A 20,752-nucleotide genomic window follows, 5' to 3' on the forward strand; every position below is an offset into this window, starting at 1 on the left:
AACATAAATATGAAACGAAGTATTTTAGTACTATTTTGGGTATTCATGTCAGCAACTATGTTCGCCCAAGGCGGAATAGATGTTGCGGGTATCGTCTTGGACGAGCAAGGACAGGAACTCATCGGAGTGTCTGTTCAGATAAAAGGAAAACAGGGTGTAGGAGTTGTTACCGATTTTGACGGACGGTTTAAGATGACAGGTGTTCCTGCCGGAAGTACACTCGTATTTTCTTATATAGGTTATGAAACTCGGGAAATTAAATATACTGCTACGAAACTGAAAGAGAAGATTGCTTTGAAGGAGGCGGTCAATGAGTTTGATGAGGTTGTGGTAGTGGGGCGTGATACTCAGAGAAAGGTTTCTGTAGTAGGCGCTATCACCAATGTAGACCCGGCAGGGATTCAAGCTCCTGCGGTATCGGTGAGTAACATGTTGGGTGGACGCGTGCCGGGCATTATTGCCGTGACCCGAAGTGGCGAACCTGGTAACAACTTCTCGGAGTTCTGGATTCGTGGTATGAGTACGTTTGGCGCCAGTTCTAGTGCATTGGTGTTGATAGACGGAATCGAAGGAAATATCAACGATCTTGATCCTGCTGATATCGAAAGTTTTAGTATTCTGAAAGATGCATCGGCAACAGCCGTTTATGGAACTCGCGGTGCCAATGGTGTAGTTGTAGTTACTACGAAGCGAGGAAAAGCCGGAAAGTTGCATGTCAATTTCAAAACTAATGCTACTTATTCTTATTCACCCCGTATGCCGGAATATGCCGATGCTTATCAATATGCAACATTGGCGAATGAAGCGCGCTCTGTTCGTGGAGACGACCCGGTATATTCTGCTACTGAACTAGAATTATTCAAAACAGGTCTTGACCCGGATTTATATCCGAATGTGAATTGGCGTGATGTGATTTTGAAAGATCATGTAATTAACAATCAACACCATTTAAGTATTTCCGGTGGTGGACAAAGTGCTCGCTACTATATGAGTTTGGGTATCCTTAACTCTGAAGCTCTATTTAAACAGGATAAGTCTGCAAGCAAACATGACGTTAATGTAAACTATCATAAATATAATTTCCGTACGAATATTGATGCTGACCTTACAAAAACAACTTTGTTGAGTTTGAATTTGGAAGCAGTAATCAAGACACAAAACGCACCAGGAACAGGCTCAAGCAATAAATACCTGTGGGAATCGCAAGCGAACTTACCTCCTACTGTGGTTCCAGTGAGGTACTCTAATGGTCAGTTGCCTGCTTATGGCACTAATCTGGAGGATAAATCACCGTATGTACGCCTGAATTACATGGGATATACTACCAATGAGACGTATTCTACCAAAATAAATGTAGGCTTGTCGCAGGATTTGGGTATAATCACAGAGGGATTGTCAGTACGTGGCTTGTTCTCATTCTCCATGAATGGTGCACACATAGTCGACAGACACATGAACCCCGAACAATATTATGCCGATCCCAAAGATGGACGTTATTTGGATGGTAGCTTGAAAACTGTGCGTACTGTAAATAAGGAGGATATGACAGCAATACAAGCATCAGCATCCAATCGGGAATTATATTTCGAAGCTGCCGCCAACTATAAACGTTTGTTTAATCAAGATCACCGTGTGACGGGGTTGGCGCATTTTTACCGCCAGGAACTGACCAATGTGGATTGGGGAAACGGTGTGCTGGTCAGCATTCCCAAACGTTATCAGGCACTTTCCTTCCGCGCTACCTATTCTTATAAAGATACCTATCTCGTAGAAGGTAATCTTGGCTATACCGGTTCGGAAAATTTCAATAAAGAACGTCGCTACGGTTGGTTCCCCTCTATCTCCGGGGGGTGGGTGCCTACGCAATATGATTGGTATAGAAACCTGCTCCCATTCAATAACTTCCTGAAGTTCCGTGCTTCTTGGGGACGGGTAGGAAATGATCGTCTGAAAGATGAGAATGGTAATGATATTCGATTCCCTTATTTAACTACTTTAGGTAACGTTTCCAGTACATGGGGAACCGGACTTGCCGAAAATCGTACCGGATCAATGAATTTAAAATGGGAAGTCAGTACAAAAACGAACTTTGGTATCGATGCCCGTTTCTTTGATGATAAGGTAGACATGACAGTGGATTTCTTTCATACGAAGACAACCGATATTTTCCAGAGGCGTGCCAATATACCGGACGAGGGTGGTTTAAGCAATGTACTTCCTTATGCTAATATCGGAAGCATGAAGTCGTGGGGTATGGATGGTACACTAGCTTATACTCATACATTTAATAAGGATATGGCTCTTACTGTACGTGGTAACTTTACTCACGCTGAAAACGAAGTGATCTACTGGGAACAGAGTGGGGTGAATTATCCATATCAGTCTAATTCCGGAGTCCCTTACAAAGTACAGCGCGGATTAATTGCTTTGGGATTATTTAAAGATGAGGATGACATTAAAAGTAGTCCCAAACAGACCTTTATGGATAATTATCGTCCGGGCGATATCAAGTATAAGGATGTGAACGGTGACGGTAAGATTGATAAAGATGACGTCGTACCTCTCAACTACTCTGCTGTACCGTTTATACAATACGGTTTTGCACTTGATTGGAACTACAAGGCATTCCGTGTTAGTATTTTGTTTGAAGGAGTCTCTAAAGTACAATATTTTCAAGGTGGTCGGGGATTCTATCCTTTCTTAAATGAATCAAGAGGCAACTTACTCGAAATGGTTGCTGATCCAAGAAATCGTTGGATTCCAAGAGAATATGCTGAGGCTAATGGCATTGATCCTGCATTGGCAGAGAATCCGAATGCTAAGTTTCCGCGACTAACGTATGGAGAAAATAAAAATAATAATCAGGAGTCTACCTTCTGGTTAGCTGACGGTAAATATCTACGTCTCAAAAATGTAGATATCTCTTACCGCTTTACGAATAATTGGTTGAAGAGTCGTGTCGGTGTGGAATCTGCTACTCTCAGTCTGATAGGCGAGAATCTACATGTGTGGGATAAAGTGAAGCTTTTTGATCCATCGCAAGCCTCTGGTAATGGAGCGGAATATCCTTTGCAAAGGATGTACACCTTACAGTTGAACTTAACTTTCTAAAGGACGATTATTATGAAAAAGAAAACAAATATTATAAAGACTTTATTTCTGTCGATGGTTTGTAGTATAACCATCGGGCTGCAATCTTGCGGTGATTATCTGGATGTCGAAGAATATATTGACCAGATGACTTTTCTTGACTCTGTATTCTCTCGCAAAGAACTCCTGGATCAGTATATTAACGGTGCAGCGCAATATATACCCAATGAAGGCAAACTTTGGTCAAATTCTTCTACACCGTTCCAAATTGCTTCTGATGAGAATTTCATGTCCTGGAATGATAGCCAGCACTACGGCATGAAGTTTTTGCTGGACGAGATTACTCCTTATGACGGATATTACAATAACTATCCCAAATATTACCAGGGTATTCGTATGGCACTCACTGCCTTGTCGAGAATCAATGAAGTACCCGATGTGACAGACGTTGAACGTCGTGAGTTGATGGGACGATGCTACTTTTTGGTAGGATATTATTATTATCTGCTGATGTTGCAGTACGGACCTGTGCCCATTGTTCCGGAAACGCCCTTTAATGTGGATGTGCCGGTAGCCGAAATGTCACTGGAACGAGGAACATACGATGAATGCGTATTGGAAATCCGTAAATGGATGTCTCTGGCCATTCAGTTCTTGCCACTGGAAGTAGAAAGTTCAACGGTTGTGACGCTTCCTACTCAATGGGCCGCTTACGCTACTTTGTCGAGAATTACATTGTATGCAGCCAGTCCGTGGTATAACGGCAATAAGTTTTATGCTGACTGGCAGCGGACAAGTGACGGCGCAAACTTTATTTCGCAGGAAAATGATAATTCGAAATGGGGAGTGTCTGCCGCTTATTCAAAATACATTATTGATTCAAATAAATTTGAGTTGTATTGGACTCCCAAAGAAATAGATAGCAAGGATCTGCCCACTAATGAAGAATTTATCAAAGAGATAGATCCGGATTATTATGAGCCTTATCCAAAGGGAGCAGCCGGTATCGACCATTACCGTTCGTTGACTTATACATTCAGTGGTGAAATTCCTGTGATGATTAATCCTGAATTTATCTATTCCTGTCAAATGCCGACAGGTGATGCCCCATTGGTGGCTGCTGCACCTTTCAAATTAGGTGGATGGGGTGGCTTGAATCTCGTACAAGACTTGATTGATGCTTACCAAATGGTGGACGGACAAGATATCAATGAATCCAGTCAGGACTATCCTTATCCGGATGCCAGCGTTAATTTTGAAAGAATTGGCGGCGCCAACCAAACTTTCTCTGGCTTTACACTTCTAGCGAGCACTGCTAGAATGTATAACAATCGCGAACCTCGTTTTTATGCAACGATAGGCTTTTGCCATTCATTCTGGCCAGGCACTTCTTCTTCGGAGAATCAGTACAAGAATATTGAGGTTACTTATTATTCCGACGGATATGCTTCCGCTAATCCGGATCATCCTGAAGATTATAATCGTACAGGCTATACTTGTGTCAAATATAGACATTTGGAAGATGAGATGAAAAAGGGTACGGTCAAAGCTAAATATTTCCCGGTTTTCCGGTATGCGGAAACATTGCTGAATTATGTGGAGGCTATTAATGAGTTGAAAGAACCTTATACGATGGAGATGCCTAACGGCAGTCAAGTGACGGTGGAACATAATACAGCTGATATTGTGAAGTATTTCAATCTGATTCGTCATCGTGCCGGTCTGCCCGGAATTACTGAGGCTGTTGCTGCCGACAGGAATAAGGTCCGTGAACTGATTAAGCATGAACGCAGAATAGAGTTTGCTTGCGAAGGACGTCGTTATCACGACTTGCGCCGTTGGGGAGATGCTATGGAGGCATACAATCGTCCTATCTCCGGTTGCAACGTCAAAGCAAGAAGCAATGAACGTCAGAAATTCTACACAACAACTATTTTGAACGATAAATTGACACGGCGTTCATTCTCGTACAAACACTATTTCTATCCTATACCTAAGAGTGTGTTGGATAAAAACAAGAACCTCGTGCAAAATCCGGAATGGAGATAAACCTATATAATCAAAAGAAATATGAAACTAATTAGAACTATTTATACGTTGGGGCTACTTGCAGGATTATTTGCATCCTGTAGTAAAGAGAGCCCTTTGGATGGTGAACAATACTACAAACAAGTTTATATTGTAGGTGCCTATGAAGTGGTACAGCAATTTGATGTGGCGTATGGCGATGGTCCGCAAAATGCGTATGTTGCCATTGCTACGGGAGGTAGCCAGAATATCGACCGGAATGTGGAAGTCGTCTTGACTCACAATGACGCTACCATCGAATGGTACAATAATAAGTATATGTTGGATGCCCCATTAAAATATCAGAAGTTGGGTGATCAATTTTGCAGTTTTCCGTCAATGAGCACGACCATTAAAGCGGGCGATGTATATAGTCGGTTGCCATTTACTGTCGAAACTTCCGGATTGGATTGTGATAAACTTTATGCGTTGACTTTCAAAATTGAGTCAGTATCCGATTACGTGAAACAGCCTAAGGATACAGTTCTCATAATGAATCTCAATTTAACGAATGACTTTTCAGGGACTTATCAGATGGTAGCCATCAGATATACGTTGACTGACAATGATGAAGAACTGACTCCTTCTTCCGTTAATATGCAGCGTACGTTGAAGGCAGTGAATAAAGATCAGGCTCGTTTCTTTAATGTTACGCAGAATTCAGATCTTTCACCAACGGGAAACATAACAACTGAAGACTATTTCAACTCAATTGATAACAACGGTGTGACGTTTACACGCCAACCGGACGGTACTTTTACAGTGGCTGGCTGGAAGAATCTTCCGGTTTCTAACGGAACCGTTAGTTTTGAGGATGGCACATTTACATTTTGTTACGATTACGAGTCCGGTGGAAAGAGGTATCGCTTGAGGGGTACAATGACGAAGTAATCGATAGGTATTTTTTATATAGGTAGTAAATGCAGGGGATGAGATGATTGAACTTGTCTCCTGCGTTTGATTATATGACTTCAGATGTGTTCTATTCGGTATAAAATCGTGCAAAGATGCTCATTATTGAGTCATTTCAATGAATATGATCTAAAGTTCGACCTAATTGCACGATTTCTAGTCCTTTATTTTTTATTGAAGTCTTATTTTTGCTGATGTAAATATGAATCATTTTATTTATTAGGGATAAATAGTTCAATAGGTTTGGATATACCAAAGAAAAACAAATTAGTATGAAGATAAAGAAGATTGTAAATTTAATGATGGGCTTGTCATTTTCACTATGCATATTTGCCCAGGACGACTGGCAACTTGTTTGGAGTGATGAATTTAATGCAGATGGTCCTTTGAACTCTTCTGTATGGAACTTTGAGCAAGGATATGCGCGTAATGAAGAAGCTCAATGGTACCAATCCGACAATGCAGTTTGCAAGAATGGGCTGTTGATAATAGAAGCCCGGAAAGAGCAGAACCGTAAAAATCCTCTTTATGTATCCGGAAGTAATGATTGGCGGAAGAAGAGAGAATTTATTGACTATACCTCTTCTTCAGTAACTACTGCCGGAAAGAAAGAGTTTCTGTATGGGCGTTTTGAGATAAAGGCTCGTATTCCTGTGGCAAAAGGAGCATGGCCTGCTATCTGGACATTGGGAAGTAATATGGAATGGCCTTCATGTGGTGAGATAGATATCATGGAATATTATCAGATTAAAGGAACACCACATATCTTAGCCAATGCTGCTTGGGGAACAGACCGTCAATGGCATGCAAAATGGGACAGTCAGGCTACTCCTTATTCGCATTTCACTGACAAAGATCCCGATTGGGCATCTAAGTTCCATATCTGGCGCATGGACTGGGATGAAGAGGCTATCAAACTATATTTGGACGATGAACTGCTGAATGAAATTCCTCTGAGCAGCACAAGGAATGGAAGTATCGGTAAAGGTACCAATCCTTTTACAAAACCACAATACCTGTTACTAAATCTCGCCATTGGCGGAATTAACGGTGGCCCGATTGATGAGGCCGCCCTGCCGATGAAGTATGAAATAGATTATGTAAGAGTCTATCAGAAAGAAAAGGGAATCGCTTCCGGAAAGGTCTGGAGAGATACGGATGGCAATGTAATCAATGCGCACGGTGGCGGAATACTTTTCCATGAAGGAAAATATTATTGGTTTGGAGAACACCGTCCTGCATCCGGTTTTGTCACAGAGAAGGGAATCAACTGCTATTCATCAACAGACCTGTATAACTGGAAATCTGAAGGTATTGCCTTAGCTGTCTCTGAGGAAGAAGGGCATGACATTGAGAAAGGATGCATCATGGAACGCCCCAAGGTGATCTATAATGCGAAAACCGGGAAATTTGTCATGTGGCTTCATTTAGAACTGAAAGGACAAGGTTATGGACCTGCGCGTGCAGCCGTTGCAGTGAGTGATTCTCCTGCCGGTCCCTATCGTTTCATTCGCTCCGGCAGGGTCAATCCGGGAGCTTACCCCTTGAACATGACCCGAAAAGAACGGAAAATGAAGTGGAATCCGGAAGAGTATAAGGAATGGTGGACACCGAAGTGGTATGAAGCTATTGCAAAAGGTATGTTCGTAAAGCGTGATCTGAAAGACGGACAAATGTCCCGTGATATGACTTTATTTGTGGACGATGACGGAAAGGCTTATCATATCTATTCCTCAGAAGATAACCTGACATTGCAGATTGCAGAACTGGCCGATGATTATCTCAGTCATACAGGAAAATATATCCGTATTTTCCCTGGTGGACACAATGAGGCTCCTGCTATATTCAAGAAAGAGGGAACTTATTGGATGATAACTTCCGGCTGCACGGGATGGGATCCTAATAAAGCCCGTTTGCTAACCGCTGATTCTATGTTGGGCGAATGGAAGCAACTGCCGAACCCTTGTGTTGGTGAAGATGCGGATAAGACATTTGGAGGACAAAGTACTTATATATTGCCTTTGCCGGAGAAAGGGCAATTTTTCTTTATGGCGGATATGTGGCGTCCGAAGAGCCTGGCGGATTCACGCTACATCTGGCTGCCTGTTCAGTTTGATGATAAAGGAGTCCCCTTTATAAAATGGATGGATAGGTGGAATTTTGATTAATATCGTATATATAGAAGCCGGCGGATATACTTTTCATATTTATTGCTTTCAGCAATAAATATTCTCTATGAGAAAGGGGAAAATTCCGGAAGATTATACATTTTGCGAAGAATGGTCTTTTTATATCCCTTTTTTGACGGATATTTGAACTCTTTTCTTTATGGTATAGGTTATCTTTGTGAGCGAATGATTTCACTGCGAGGTGATATGTCGGCAGAGAATAATGAGAAACATCAAAAATAATGAAATATATATGGTAAGAATGTTATTACTGGTAGTGGTTTGTATAGGGTTACTGCCAATACAAATGCGAGCTCAGAAGAATAGTTATATTATTCCCGGGGAAGTGTGGAAGGATACGGACGGTAACCCTATCAATGCGCATGGCGGGGGACTTCTTTACCACGACGGTACTTACTACTGGTATGGAGAATATAAAAAGGGCAAAACGATTTTGCCTGATTGGGCTACATGGGAGTGTTATCGTACAGATGTGACGGGAGTAGGCTGCTATTCTTCCAAAGATTTACTGAACTGGAAGTTTGAGGGCATTGTGCTTCCGGCAGTCAAAGAGGACCCGAACCATGACCTGCATCCGTCGAAGGTTTTGGAACGTCCGAAAGTGATTTATAATAAAAAGACAGGTAAGTTCGTGATGTGGGCACATGTAGAGAGTGCCGATTACAGCAAAGCGTGTGCGGGTGTAGCTGTCTCTGATTTTCCAAACGGACTATTCACTTACTTGGGAAGTTTCCGGCCGAATAATGCGATGAGCCGTGACCAGACAGTTTTTGTCGATGATGACGGACGTGCCTACCAATTCTATTCTTCAGAAAATAACGAAACCATGTATATCAGTCTCCTGACAGACGATTACCTGAAACCAAGCGGACGCTTTACACGCAATTTCATCAAAGAATCCCGTGAAGCTCCGGCGGTGTTTAAGCATAAAGGCAAATATTATATGCTAAGTTCCGGCTGCACCGGCTGGGACCCGAATGTGGCGGAAATCGCAGTGGCGGATTCCATCATGGGTACATGGAAAACGATAGGTAATCCTTGTACGGGTCCGGATGCAGACAAGACTTTCTATGCGCAGAGTACATACGTACAACCGGTTATCGGAAAGAAGAATGCATATATTGCCATGTTTGACCGCTGGAAAAAGAAAGACCTCGAAGATTCACGCTATGTATGGCTTCCTGTATTGATAAAAGACGGAGCTATTACCATCCCATGGCATGAAAAGTGGGATTTGACTGTCTTTGACAAACAGAAGAAATCTGATAAACAGAAGAAATAGATCATGAAACGGATACTGCTGCTTATTTTTTTACTACTATCTGTTTCTGCCTTGTGCTTTTCGCAAAAACTGGTGGAAGTTGCCAAAGGATATAGTTGTACATCTGTCAATACAACGATATTCCGCAATAATTCATTGGTAACGCATGGGGATGAGCAATATATCAGCTATTATGATGCCGACGGCTATCTTGTGTTGGGCAAACGGAAACTAAATTCGAAGCAATGGACATTGCATCGTACTCAATATCGTGGAAATGTAAAAGATGCCCACAATATCATCAGTATAATGGTGGACGGAGAAGGGTATCTGCACGTTTCTTTTGACCACCATGGACATAAGTTGAATTACTGCCGCAGTATCGCCCCCGGTTCTTTGGAACTGGGCGATAAAATGCCGATGACCGGAGTGGACGAAGGAAATGTTACTTATCCGGAATTTTACCCTCTGACAGACGGGGATTTGTTGTTTGTCTACCGTTCCGGTTCTTCCGGACGTGGAAATCTGGTGATGAACCGTTATTCATTGAAAGACCATAAATGGGCCCGTGTACAGGATGTCCTGATTGATGGTGAAGACAAACGAAATGCTTACTGGCAGCTATATGTAGACGAGAAAGGTACGATTCATCTCTCATGGGTATGGCGTGAAACCTGGCAGGTGGAGACCAACCACGACCTTTGCTACGCGCGTTCTTTTGATAACGGAGTGACTTGGTATAAGTCGGATGGTGAACAATATAAACTTCCGATTACAGCTTCGAATGCAGAGTATGCTTGTCGTATTCCACAAAACTCGGAATTGATAAACCAGACAAGTATGAGTGCAGACGCTGGTGGCAATCCTTATATTGCCACTTATTGGAGGAGTTCGGACAGTGAAGTCCCTCAATATCGCATTGTCTGGAATGACGGGAAGACATGGCATAATCGTCAGGTGACAGACCGCAAGACTCCGTTTACACTGAAGGGAGGAGGCACTAAGATGATTCCTGTTGCCCGTCCGCGTATTGTGGTAGAGGATGGAGAAATCTTCTATATTTTCCGTGACGAAGAGCGGGGCAGCCGTGTCTCAATGGCGCATACTGCTGATGTTGCCAACGGTAAGTGGATAGTCACCGACCTGACGGATTTTTCCGTAGATGCCTGGGAACCGTCCCATGACACGGAATTGTGGAAGAAGCAGCGGAAACTCAATCTCTTTGTACAGCACACTTGTCAAGGCGACGGTGAACGCACGGCGGAGATTGAACCTCAAATGATATATGTACTGGAAGCGAATACGAATACAAAAAAATAAAGATATGAAGAAATTGTATGCAACTCTTTTTTCCGCACTGGTAGTAGGCTGTGCGGTGTGTGCCGGTTGCACAACCAAGAAAGTTTCATCTTCGGCAGAAGTGGTTGACATTATTCATAAAGTCAATGGCTACTGGCAGACAAACCATCCGGAACACGGGCGTTCTTTCTGGGACAATGCCGCTTATCATACCGGAAACATGGAGGCTTACTTCCTGACCAACAAGCCGGAATATCTGGAATACTCAAAAGGATGGGCGGAACATAATGAGTGGAAAGGCGCTAAATCGGATCATAAAGCCAACTGGAAGTACAGTTATGGCGAAAGCAATGATTATGTACTGTTCGGCGATTATCAGATCTGTTTTCAGACGTATGCCGATTTATATAATCTGGAACCGGATACACATAAGATAGCCCGTGCCCGTGAGGTGATGGAGTATCAGATGAGTATACCCAACAATGATTATTGGTGGTGGGCGGATGGTTTATATATGGTAATGCCTGTGATGACCAAACTATATAATATCACTAAAAATCCACTTTACCTGGAGAAACTGCATGAATACCTCGCTTATGCAGACAGTATCATGTATGATGAAGAAGCCGGACTTTACTATCGCGATGGAAAATACGTATACCCCAAGCACAAAAGTGTGAATGGTAAAAAGGATTTCTGGGCACGTGGTGATGGCTGGGTACTGGCGGGGCTGGCGAAAGTCTTGAAAGACCTTCCGGAAACAGATAAGTATCGTCAGGAATATATAGACCGTTTCCGTACATTGGCAAAATCTGTTGCGGCCTGTCAGCAACCTGAAGGGTATTGGACGCGTAGTATGCTCGATGCGCAGCATGCACCGGGACCCGAAACAAGTGGTACGGCATTCTTTACGTACGGTCTGCAATGGGGGATCAATAACGGTTTCCTTGACTCCGCCCATTATCAACCTGTAGTTGAGAAGGCATGGAAATATTTGTCAACAGTTGCTTTACAGCCCGACGGAAAGATCGGTTATGTGCAACCCATCGGCGAGAAAGCCATACCGGGGCAAGTCGTAGATGCTAATTCTACTTCAAACTTCGGAGTCGGTGCTTTCCTGCTGGCAGCTTGTGAAAGGGTACGTTATCTGGAATCACTTATTCAGCATTAAACTCATATAAGGTTGTAGTGCCTGAAATATTCTTCCTGTCAGCTCACTGATATTCATTGGTATATGTGCGCCGGGCAAACGCTCGGTGCTATACATACATTTGCCATTACACAGATAGTAATAGCCATTATTTACTGACAATTGTTTATCTGATACTTCCAGTTGCATTTCGTCCTCAGGAAAAGCGGAGGCATACAGTTGCAGCACTTCTTTGGCATTGATGATTCGCGCCATCCCCAACGGATATTGCGTCTGTTCTTTCTCCGGAGGAAGCAACTGAGTCATGTACCTGCATCCAGTAAATTGCTTGATATGGTGCAACAAACTGTGCTCGGCATCTTTGGTTTCTGCAAAAAGCTCGCTGATAATTAATTGCTTATCTCTTCTGTATACAATAGCCAATCCATTGATTTGATTCTCTGATCTGGCAGTAACCAAAATTCCGTCACTGAGGATAAGGTCCGCCATGACTACTTGAAAATCCTCAAAGGAGTGCTGGATGCAGCAAGTGCGTCCGGAAAGTTTGCTGTTTAGATATTCGTAAACTTCTTTCTGACATCCGACTTCAGAGGTGACTGTTATTTCTTTAGACGGAATAAATTCCGGTACGGTAATCTCTTTAACCGAATATTGGAATACGGAAGCATATCCCATCCGGGTGTAATAGTCGAATAACCAAGGTTCGGCAGGAATCAATGTACTGAAATACATTCCGTTACGAAGCATCTTTGCAAAGGCTTGGGAGAGTAATTCGCGCATCACTCCGTTTCCGCGAAAATCCGGATGAGTGCAGGCTCCTGAAATGTAAGAGGTCTGTACGGTATCTCCGCAGAAAGTCATCGGATAAGGAATCATCTGAAGAGCGGAAACAATCTCATCCCCACTTTCGATAGCAATGTTTATTTCATTTTTATAGCGCAGCCTGAAGTACATTTCAACGAACTCTTCATTGTCGTCGAAACATAACTGCCATAATGCCTTAACCTTTTCTTTTGTCGTCATACCTTATATATTATTACCATCTGACCATATCCATAGGATGGTCTTTCAGACAAGCCATATACTTTTCGAGAATAGTTACCGGTTGATAAGACAGCTTTGCTTTGCGTAAGCCTTCAATACCTAAATCTTCTTCCCGGTTGATATAGATATACTGTTCGGGAATGCGATTGGCAAACTCGTAATTAATCATGGCGTAAGCACCGTCAATGCTGGTATCTGCCTTTTCTACATGTACCCCGAATGTTTCATGGTTGATAGGCATCCCGAAAGTAAATGCCACAATTTTCCCGTTGACGTGGAGAATGCCTCCGGTCAGACCGAGTGCTTCGAAATTATGTAATGCATAAATGAGGGCACGACGTTCATTTCCCGTTCCTTCCTGCTGGTCGCAGTTGTTCACTTTGCACCATTCGGCTTCCAGGTCCAGACATTCTTGAATACGGTCGGGCGTAATCGGGGAATATTCGTAATCGGGATACGTATTACGAAACCGGTTGATGTGATTTCTCTTTGCCTGAAATTTCTTTCCTTTCAAGGTAGCCAGATCACTCCTTAAATATATATAGTCGGCATAGGCACGGTCTTCCGTGAAAATGAACCGTTCGGGTAAAATCGCTTCGAGGTCGGCGCGCATATTGCTGCAAACTCCCAACATACAGAAATTATGCTTCTCCTTATCCGCATCTTCGATTAATTTCCGTAATACAGCTTTCAGATCGCCGTTTCCTACAGGCATCATATATGCCAGTTGTTCGCCGGCCCAAAATTTGAATACCAGAAAATCGTCGATGACTGCAAATTGAGTATCGTACAAGAATCTCCAGCTACAGAGGTTGGAAAATGAAAGATCGCAGTTTCGGCGGTCACTTTTCATGGTGAATGCAGTTATTGTGTCTCTATCAGCTAGTGTAATGTCTTTAAATGGAATCATAAAATGCTTTTTGCGTTTAACTCTTTATATAACGGAAAATGAAAGAATTTTGTTTTTACAAAACACCTAATAATCGCAGGATAGTCGGTGTCAGTAATGCGGTGAATATTCCATTCAGTGTCAATCCCAGGCTGGCATACGCCCCGTATTTGCTGCTGATGTCCATGGCAGTGGAAGTGCCGACAGCGTGGGCGGCTGTTCCCATCGAAAGCCCTTGGGCTATCGGACTGCCTACGTGCATGATTTTCATTGTCTTAAATCCGCAGATGGCTCCCAGTAAACCTACCGCTACTACAACGGCTGCCGTCAGTGACGGGATACCTCCGATAGCCTTGGTCACTTCCATGGCAATCGGAGTCGTTACGGATTTAGGTGCCAATGAAAGAATGACTTCTTGTGAAGCTCCCATAAACTTGGCGATTAATACCACAGAGATCACTCCGACGATGCACCCTGCCAGTTGAGACAAGAGGATAGGCAGCAACTGTTTCTTAATCATTTCCAGCTGAAGATATAAAGGGACTCCCAAAGCTACCACAGCCGGGCGTAACCAGAATTCGATGAGATGCCCTCCCTGATTGTAAGTCTCGTAAGAGATATTGGCCATTTTAAGGAAGATAATCAGAACGGCAATGGTGAGTAAGATCGGGTTCAGCAATACCAGCCCCGTTTTCTTCTGAAGCAATTTGGCAAAGAAGAAAACGCCGAAAGTGACAGCCAGCAGAAAGAAATTATTTTCTAAAAAGCTCATTTGTCTTTATCCATTAAGTTAGTTTTGTTTTTTAAATGTAGCTTGTCGGACAAGTGAAAGTCTGATAAGCGTAGGCTACTCGCCAGTTTAATCTGACGTGCCAGTCTGAATTTACGGACAATCTGGTGTACCCATCCCGTTACGACCAGCACGAGAGCCGTGCTAACGATTGTTGCGATGACGATAGGCCAGAATTCTGCCGCAATAACGTCGAAGTACAACATCAATGCTACTCCGGGAGGTACGAAAAAGAAGCCCAGATTAGCTACCAGAAAGTCGGACAATCCCTGCACCCACTGCAGTTTGATCCAGCCTAATTTCAAAAAAAGGGTGAGCAGCAGCATACCGATAATGCTGGAGGGGAGCTTGATCCCTGTTAAATAAACGATTAATTCACCCAAAGCCAAACAGCCAAATAAAATGGCGCACTGACGTATCATACACTAATTACCTATTGATTTGTTTGAAAACACTGCAAAGGTAGAAAAAATAGAAGTACAGTGTTAAATATTATAATATTTTAGACTTGGAGAATAAAATTAGCCGGAATTGTAATGTGGATATTGCAAAATTGAGTACTTTTGCAGCGCAAATTACAAATCGTAACAAGGTTTATAATATTATTCAAATATATCTATGCTTAATTTAATCAACCAAATCGTGGCTCGTGCGAAAGCAGACCGCCAACGTATTGTTCTTCCGGAAGGAACTGAAGAACGCACATTAAAAGCTGCCAATCAGATTTTGACAGATGAAGTTGCTGACCTTATTTTACTGGGTAAACCCGCTGAAATTAACGAATTTGCAGTGAAATGGGGACTGGGTAACATCAGCAAAGCTACTATTATTGATCCTGAAACTTCTCCGAAACACGAAGAGTATGCACAATTGCTGTGCGAGCTTCGCAAGAAGAAAGGCATGACTATTGAAGAAGCCCGTCAATTGACGAATGATCCTTTGTTTTATGGTTGTTTAATGATTAAGAGCGGTGATGCTGACGGTCAGTTGGCAGGTGCCCGCAACACAACAGGCAATGTACTGCGTCCGGCTTTACAGATTATCAAGACTGCTCCGGGCATCACTTGTGTATCCGGTGCTATGTTACTCTTGACTCATGCTCCCGAGTATGGTAAGAATGGTATTCTGGTGATGGGTGACGTTGCCGTAACTCCGGTTCCGGACCCTAACCAGCTGGCACAGATTGCTGTTTGTACGGCACAGACTGCCAAAGCCGTTGCCGGTATCGAAAATCCGAAAGTGGCTATGTTGAGCTTCTCTACCAAAGGTTCCGCTAAACATGAAGTAGTGGATAAAGTAGTGGAAGCTACCAAGATCGCTAAGGAAATGGCTCCTACACTTGATCTGGACGGAGAAATGCAGGCTGATGCTGCTCTTGTTCCTGAAGTAGGCGCAAGCAAAGCTCCGGGTTCACCCGTAGCGGGAGAGGCTAACGTGCTGATCGTTCCGAGTCTGGAAGTAGGAAATATTTCTTATAAACTGGTACAACGTCTGGGACATGCCGACGCTATCGGCCCGATCCTTCAGGGTATCGCCCGTCCGGTGAATGACTTGTCTCGTGGTTGCTCTATCGAAGATGTATATCGCATGATTGCTATTACGGCTAATCAGGCTATTGCAGCAAAAAACAATAAATAAGTATCAAGTTTTAAGTATTAAAGACAATATGAAAATTCTAGTATTGAACTGTGGAAGTTCATCCATCAAATATAAATTGTTCGATATGACCACCAAAGAAGTGATTGCACAAGGTGGTATCGAAAAAATCGGTCTGAAAGGCTCTTTCCTTAAATTGACTTTGCCGAATGGTGAAAAGAAAGTACTCGAAAAAGACATTCCGGAACATACGATTGGTGTGGAGTTCATTCTGAATACATTGATTAGCCCGGAATACGGAGCTATCAAATCACTGGACGAAATCAATGCGGTAGGTCACCGTATGGTACACGGAGGCGAACGTTTCAGTGAATCTGTATTGCTGAACAAAGAAGTACTCGAAGCTTTTGCTGCCTGCAACGACCTGGCTCCGCTTCACAATCCTGCCAACTTGAAAGGTGTGAATGCAGTTTCCGCTATTCTTCCCAACATTCCGCAGGTAGGCGTATTTGATACAGCTTTCCATCAGACGATGCCGGATTATGCTTATATGTATGCTATTCCTTACGAAATGTATGAGAAATATGGCGTACGTCGTTATGGCTTCCACGGAACTTCTCACCGTTATGTTTCAAAACGTGTATGTGAGTTCCTTGGCGTTAATCCGGTAGGACAAAAAATCATCACTTGCCATATTGGTAACGGTGGTTCTATCGCTGCTATCAAGGATGGCAAATGTATAGATACTACCATGGGACTGACTCCGTTGGAAGGTTTGATGATGGGTACCCGTAGCGGTGACATCGATGCCGGTGCAGTAACATTCATCATGGAAAAAGAAGGCTTGAATACGACAGGCATTTCTAACCTGCTGAACAAGAAGAGCGGCGTACTGGGTATTTCCGGCGTATCAAGCGATATGCGCGAACTGCTGGCCGCTTGTGCTAACGGAAACGAAAGAGCCATCCTTGCTGAAAAGATGTACTACTACCGTATTAAGAAATATATCGGTGCTTATGCTGCGGCATTGGGCGGTGTAGATATCATCCTGTTTACAGGTGGTGTAGGCGAAAATCAGTTTGAATGCCGTGAATCTGTTTGTAAAGACATGGAATTCATGGGTATTAAACTGGACAATAATGTGAATGCAAAAGTTCGTGGTGAGGAAGCTATTATTTCTACTGCAGATTCTAAAGTGAAAGTAGTAGTGATTCCGACAGATGAAGAGTTGTTGATTGCATCGGATACAATGGATATTCTGAAAAAGTAAGAAGAACTGAGATAATAAAAAAAGGCGGCTTATCATGAAGTCGCCTTTTTTTGTTAACTCTTTTATAAGTCTCGTTTTTTTTACCTTACTTTGTGCTTCAAATCAATATTCGTTTTATTGGATTTACGCAAAATCGTTATTTTATAAATTCATTGATATGCGCTATTCTGTCATAATTCCCGTTTACAATCGTCCCGATGAGGTGGATGAATTGCTGCAAAGTCTCACTGTACAGTGTTTTAAAGATTTTGAAGTAGTTATTGTTGAAGATGGTTCGTCCATCCCTTGTAAGGAAGTGGCAGATCGGTATACAGATCGGTTGGACATCAAGTATTTCTCTAAACCCAATTCTGGACCGGGGCAGACCCGTAACTACGGAGCGGAGCGAAGCGAAGGAGAATATTTTATCATACTGGACTCTGATGTCATTTTGCCCGAAGGATATTTTGACGCGATAGAGAAGGAGCTTCAGGCTTCTCCTGCCGACGCGTTCGGTGGTCCCGACCGTGCGCACGATTCTTTTACGGATATTCAGAAAGCTATCAACTACTCGATGACTTCCTTTTTTACAACAGGCGGTATCCGTGGCGGAAAAAAGAAGATGGACAAGTTTTATCCTCGTAGCTTCAATATGGGGATTCGTCGCGAAGTGTATGAAGCTTTGGGGGGATTCTCTAAAATGCGCTTCGGGGAAGATATCGACTTCAGTATCCGTATTTTTAAAGGTGGCTATACTTGTCGTCTTTTCCCCGATGCGTGGGTATATCACAAACGTCGGACAGACTTGAAGAAGTTCTTTAAGCAAGTCCATAACTCCGGCATTGCCCGCATTAACCTTTATAAGAAATATCCCGATTCGTTGAAATTGGTGCATTTGCTACCGGCAGTGTTCACGCTGGGAGTCTCTTTGCTTTTATTACTGACTCTTTTGGGGTTGGGGCTCGTTTTGTTAGCTTTTTATCTACTATATTCCAAAACGGTTCCCGGGTGTGCGATAGGCGAGATGGCACTTCTGTTTTTAGGATTTGCCGCCATGTTGGCAGCACCTCTTCCCTTACTGCTCTATTCCTTGGTGGTTTGCGTGGATTCGACAATCAGAAATCGCAGTTTATGGATTGGAATGCTGTCAATTACTGCTTCCTTTATACAACTAATTGGTTATGGAACGGGATTCTGGCGTGCATGGTGGCAGCGTTGTATAAGAGGAAAGGACGAATTCGAGGCGTTTCAAAAGAATTTTTATAAGTAAGTGATTTGATCATGGAAAGCAAACACAAACTATCCATCAACCAGTGGGCGCTGGAAGACCGTCCCAGAGAGAAGATGATGGAGAAAGGAGCAGCCGCATTGAGTGATGCCGAACTACTCGCCATATTAATCGGCTCCGGAAATACGGAAGAAAGTGCTGTCGAACTGATGAGGCGTTTGCTTCTCTCTTGTGATAACAATCTGAACTCCTTGGCAAAGTGGGAAGTCTGCGACTATTCCCGTTTTAAAGGAATGGGACCGGCAAAGAGCATCACTGTAATGGCTGCCCTGGAACTCGGCAAGCGACGGAAACTGCAAAATATCCAAGAACGCCCCCGCATCTCTTGTTCAAGAGATATTTATGACATCTTCCAGCCTGTCATGTGCGACCTTGAACAGGAAGAATTCTGGGTATTATTATTGAATCAGGCGACGAGACTGATCGATAAGGTACGTATCAGCACTGGCGGAATAGACGGAACGTATACGGATGTACGTACCATTCTTCGGGAAGCATTGCTGCAGAGAGCCACGCAAATAGCCGTAGTGCATAACCATCCTTCGGGAAATATCCAACCCAGCCAACCGGACCGGACGCTGACGGAACACATCCGCCGGGCAGCCGACACAATGAACATTCGCCTGATAGACCACGTTATTGTTTGTGAGGATAAGTTTTACAGTTTTGCCGACGAAGGGCTGCTCTGAATAAATTTATTCTTATCTTTGCAATACATATTAATAAGGAAAGCCCTATGGAAAAATTTAAAATAGAAGAAAAGATCGTAGCCATGCTAAAGACGGTGTACGATCCTGAGATTCCGGTAAATGTATATGATCTTGGACTGATTTATAAGATAGACGTCTCAGACAATGGGGAAGTGGCGCTTGATATGACTCTGACTGCTCCCAACTGTCCGGCAGCCGATTTCATCATGGAAGATATCCGCCAGAAAGTAGAATCGGTGGAAGGAGTGACATCTGCCACTATCAACCTTGTGTTCGAACCGGAATGGGATAAAGATATGATGAGTGAGGAAGCAAAACTGGAACTCGGATTCCTGTAAATTTATAGCTCAAAATATAAAACTGATAACTCTAAACTCAAAACTCATGAAGAACGTTTATTTCCTTTCCGATGCGCATCTTGGTTCCCGTGCCATAGAACATGGACGTACACAGGAACGGCGCTTGGTGAACTTCCTCGACAGTATCAAGCATAAAGCTTCTGCCGTTTACCTGTTGGGAGATATGTTCGATTTTTGGTATGAATTCCGGTTAGTGGTTCCCAAAGGATACACCCGCTTTTTAGGAAAGCTCTCCGAACTCACGGATATGGGAGTGGAGGTACATTTCTTTACCGGCAACCATGATATCTGGTGTGGGGATTATCTTTCTAAAGAATGTGGAGTGATTATTCACCGTGAAGCATTGACTACCGAAATATACGGAAAAGAGTTTTATCTGGCTCACGGTGACGGACTGGGTGACCCGGACAAGAAGTTTAAGTTGCTGCGCTGGATGTTTCACAGTACAACACTTCAGACACTGTTTTCTGCCATCCATCCCCGTTGGAGTGTGGAATTGGGCTTGACGTGGGCAAAACATAGCCGCGAAAAGCGGGTGGACGGCAAAGAACCGGATTACATGGGGGAGAATAAGGAACATCTGGTACTTTATACAAAAGAATATCTGAAGAGTCATCCTAATATCAACTTCTTCATTTATGGCCATCGTCACATTGAACTGGATTTAATGTTGAGTGCTACTTCCCGTGTGCTGATTCTTGGAGACTGGATTAACTATTTCTCCTATGCGGTATTCGATGGGGAGAATCTATTTTTGGAAGAGTATATAGAAGGAGAAACACAAGTTTGATTCTTATTCCATTAAAAAGTGGAAATTCCGATTGATATAAGGTTTCTTGAAGATAGATAGAAACCGGAA

The 20,752-nt window shown here is 43.1% G+C and carries 17 protein-coding genes; 13 read left to right on the top strand and 4 right to left on the bottom strand.

The annotated features are described in order from the left end of the window. Positions 1–9 precede the first annotated feature (9 nt). The 7 genes from KTR07_RS14185 to KTR07_RS14215 all read left to right on the top strand — a co-directional run bounded on the left by KTR07_RS14185 (position 10) and on the right by KTR07_RS14215 (position 11,989). Entirely contained in the window at positions 10–3,111 is a 3,102-nt protein-coding gene (locus KTR07_RS14185) for a TonB-dependent receptor (protein ID WP_048694346.1), read from the top strand. 12 nt (positions 3,112–3,123) lie between these two features. Next, a complete protein-coding gene (locus tag KTR07_RS14190) occupies positions 3,124–5,139 on the top strand; it encodes a RagB/SusD family nutrient uptake outer membrane protein (RefSeq protein WP_016269783.1) in 2,016 nt (671 codons plus the stop codon). 21 nt (positions 5,140–5,160) lie between these two features. Further along, entirely contained in the window at positions 5,161–6,048 is an 888-nt protein-coding gene (locus KTR07_RS14195) for a BT_3044 domain-containing protein (RefSeq protein WP_016269784.1), read from the top strand. Positions 6,049–6,341: 293 nt separating this feature from the next. Next, positions 6,342–8,237 (top strand): family 43 glycosylhydrolase, encoded by a 1,896-nt coding sequence (locus KTR07_RS14200; protein ID WP_008767018.1) that lies wholly within the window; start codon positions 6,342–6,344, stop codon positions 8,235–8,237. 253 nt (positions 8,238–8,490) lie between these two features. Next, positions 8,491–9,540 carry a glycoside hydrolase family 43 protein gene (locus KTR07_RS14205; protein ID WP_117978383.1) on the top strand — a complete coding sequence of 350 codons (1,050 nt, stop codon included), beginning with the start codon at positions 8,491–8,493 and terminating at the stop codon, positions 9,538–9,540. A 3-nt stretch (positions 9,541–9,543) separates the two neighbouring features. Further along, positions 9,544–10,839: a BNR repeat-containing protein gene (locus tag KTR07_RS14210; protein ID WP_048694348.1), complete on the top strand. Its 1,296-nt coding sequence runs from the start codon at positions 9,544–9,546 to the stop codon at positions 10,837–10,839. Positions 10,840–10,843: 4 nt separating this feature from the next. Continuing rightward, on the top strand, positions 10,844–11,989 hold the full coding sequence (locus tag KTR07_RS14215) for a glycoside hydrolase family 88 protein (RefSeq protein WP_055230186.1): 1,146 nt from the start codon (positions 10,844–10,846) through the stop codon (positions 11,987–11,989). Here KTR07_RS14215 and KTR07_RS14220 read toward each other — a convergent pair. The 4 genes from KTR07_RS14220 to KTR07_RS14235 are packed head-to-tail and all read right to left on the bottom strand — an operon-like array spanning position 11,972 to position 15,113. Beyond that, positions 11,972–12,991, bottom strand: coding sequence for a GNAT family N-acetyltransferase (locus KTR07_RS14220; RefSeq protein ID WP_055230189.1), 1,020 nt, complete (start codon positions 12,989–12,991; stop codon positions 11,972–11,974). The genes KTR07_RS14215 and KTR07_RS14220 overlap by 18 nt on opposite strands. 13 nt (positions 12,992–13,004) lie before the next feature. Further along, positions 13,005–13,922 (bottom strand): DUF2156 domain-containing protein, encoded by a 918-nt coding sequence (locus KTR07_RS14225; protein ID WP_117981100.1) that lies wholly within the window; start codon positions 13,920–13,922, stop codon positions 13,005–13,007. Positions 13,923–13,977: 55 nt separating this feature from the next. Next, complete coding sequence (locus KTR07_RS14230; protein ID WP_008762629.1) at positions 13,978–14,673, bottom strand: LrgB family protein; 696 nt, start codon at positions 14,671–14,673, stop codon at positions 13,978–13,980. Then, positions 14,670–15,113 (bottom strand): CidA/LrgA family protein, encoded by a 444-nt coding sequence (locus KTR07_RS14235; RefSeq protein WP_022472045.1) that lies wholly within the window; start codon positions 15,111–15,113, stop codon positions 14,670–14,672. The genes KTR07_RS14230 and KTR07_RS14235 overlap by 4 nt, the downstream gene beginning before the upstream one ends. 196 nt (positions 15,114–15,309) lie before the next feature. Between KTR07_RS14235 and pta the strand changes: the two genes are divergently transcribed. The 6 genes from pta to KTR07_RS14265 all read left to right on the top strand — a co-directional run bounded on the left by pta (position 15,310) and on the right by KTR07_RS14265 (position 20,683). Beyond that, positions 15,310–16,329 (top strand): phosphate acetyltransferase, encoded by a 1,020-nt coding sequence (gene pta / locus KTR07_RS14240; protein ID WP_217315445.1) that lies wholly within the window; start codon positions 15,310–15,312, stop codon positions 16,327–16,329. Between the two features lie 28 nt (positions 16,330–16,357). Then, positions 16,358–17,557 (top strand): acetate kinase, encoded by a 1,200-nt coding sequence (locus KTR07_RS14245; RefSeq protein ID WP_008762632.1) that lies wholly within the window; start codon positions 16,358–16,360, stop codon positions 17,555–17,557. Between the two features lie 157 nt (positions 17,558–17,714). Continuing rightward, positions 17,715–18,806: a glycosyltransferase gene (locus KTR07_RS14250; RefSeq protein WP_173664676.1), complete on the top strand. Its 1,092-nt coding sequence runs from the start codon at positions 17,715–17,717 to the stop codon at positions 18,804–18,806. An 11-nt stretch (positions 18,807–18,817) separates the two neighbouring features. Next, on the top strand, positions 18,818–19,513 hold the full coding sequence (gene radC, locus KTR07_RS14255) for a DNA repair protein RadC (RefSeq protein ID WP_008767010.1): 696 nt from the start codon (positions 18,818–18,820) through the stop codon (positions 19,511–19,513). A 47-nt stretch (positions 19,514–19,560) separates the two neighbouring features. Next, complete coding sequence (locus tag KTR07_RS14260) at positions 19,561–19,872, top strand: metal-sulfur cluster assembly factor (protein WP_008762635.1); 312 nt, start codon at positions 19,561–19,563, stop codon at positions 19,870–19,872. A gap of 46 nt (positions 19,873–19,918) precedes the next feature. After that, positions 19,919–20,683 carry a UDP-2,3-diacylglucosamine diphosphatase gene (locus tag KTR07_RS14265; RefSeq protein ID WP_008767009.1) on the top strand — a complete coding sequence of 255 codons (765 nt, stop codon included), beginning with the start codon at positions 19,919–19,921 and terminating at the stop codon, positions 20,681–20,683. The last annotated feature ends 69 nt before the right edge of the window (positions 20,684–20,752 follow it).

The organism is Bacteroides sp. MSK.20.82, assembly GCF_019052485.1.
Classification (GTDB): domain Bacteria; phylum Bacteroidota; class Bacteroidia; order Bacteroidales; family Bacteroidaceae; genus Bacteroides; species Bacteroides thetaiotaomicron.

Excerpts from the sequence above, each read along its gene's own strand:
- KTR07_RS14265 (WP_008767009.1), top strand. The coding sequence starts at position 19,919 with ATGAAGAACGTTTATTTCCTTTCCGATGCGCATCTTGGTTCCCGTGCC.
- KTR07_RS14205 (WP_117978383.1), top strand. The coding sequence starts at position 8,491 with ATGGTAAGAATGTTATTACTGGTAGTGGTTTGTATAGGGTTACTGCCA.
- KTR07_RS14210 (WP_048694348.1), top strand. The coding sequence starts at position 9,544 with ATGAAACGGATACTGCTGCTTATTTTTTTACTACTATCTGTTTCTGCC.
- KTR07_RS14230 (WP_008762629.1), bottom strand. The coding sequence starts at position 14,673 with ATGAGCTTTTTAGAAAATAATTTCTTTCTGCTGGCTGTCACTTTCGGC.
- KTR07_RS14260 (WP_008762635.1), top strand. The coding sequence starts at position 19,561 with ATGGAAAAATTTAAAATAGAAGAAAAGATCGTAGCCATGCTAAAGACG.
- KTR07_RS14245 (WP_008762632.1), top strand. The coding sequence starts at position 16,358 with ATGAAAATTCTAGTATTGAACTGTGGAAGTTCATCCATCAAATATAAA.
- KTR07_RS14220 (WP_055230189.1), bottom strand. The coding sequence starts at position 12,991 with ATGACGACAAAAGAAAAGGTTAAGGCATTATGGCAGTTATGTTTCGAC.
- KTR07_RS14185 (WP_048694346.1), top strand. The coding sequence starts at position 10 with ATGAAACGAAGTATTTTAGTACTATTTTGGGTATTCATGTCAGCAACT.
- KTR07_RS14215 (WP_055230186.1), top strand. The coding sequence starts at position 10,844 with ATGAAGAAATTGTATGCAACTCTTTTTTCCGCACTGGTAGTAGGCTGT.
- KTR07_RS14250 (WP_173664676.1), top strand. The coding sequence starts at position 17,715 with ATGCGCTATTCTGTCATAATTCCCGTTTACAATCGTCCCGATGAGGTG.
- radC (WP_008767010.1), top strand. The coding sequence starts at position 18,818 with ATGGAAAGCAAACACAAACTATCCATCAACCAGTGGGCGCTGGAAGAC.
- pta (WP_217315445.1), top strand. The coding sequence starts at position 15,310 with ATGCTTAATTTAATCAACCAAATCGTGGCTCGTGCGAAAGCAGACCGC.
- KTR07_RS14200 (WP_008767018.1), top strand. The coding sequence starts at position 6,342 with ATGAAGATAAAGAAGATTGTAAATTTAATGATGGGCTTGTCATTTTCA.
- KTR07_RS14190 (WP_016269783.1), top strand. The coding sequence starts at position 3,124 with ATGAAAAAGAAAACAAATATTATAAAGACTTTATTTCTGTCGATGGTT.
- KTR07_RS14225 (WP_117981100.1), bottom strand. The coding sequence starts at position 13,922 with ATGATTCCATTTAAAGACATTACACTAGCTGATAGAGACACAATAACT.
- KTR07_RS14195 (WP_016269784.1), top strand. The coding sequence starts at position 5,161 with ATGAAACTAATTAGAACTATTTATACGTTGGGGCTACTTGCAGGATTA.
- KTR07_RS14235 (WP_022472045.1), bottom strand. The coding sequence starts at position 15,113 with ATGATACGTCAGTGCGCCATTTTATTTGGCTGTTTGGCTTTGGGTGAA.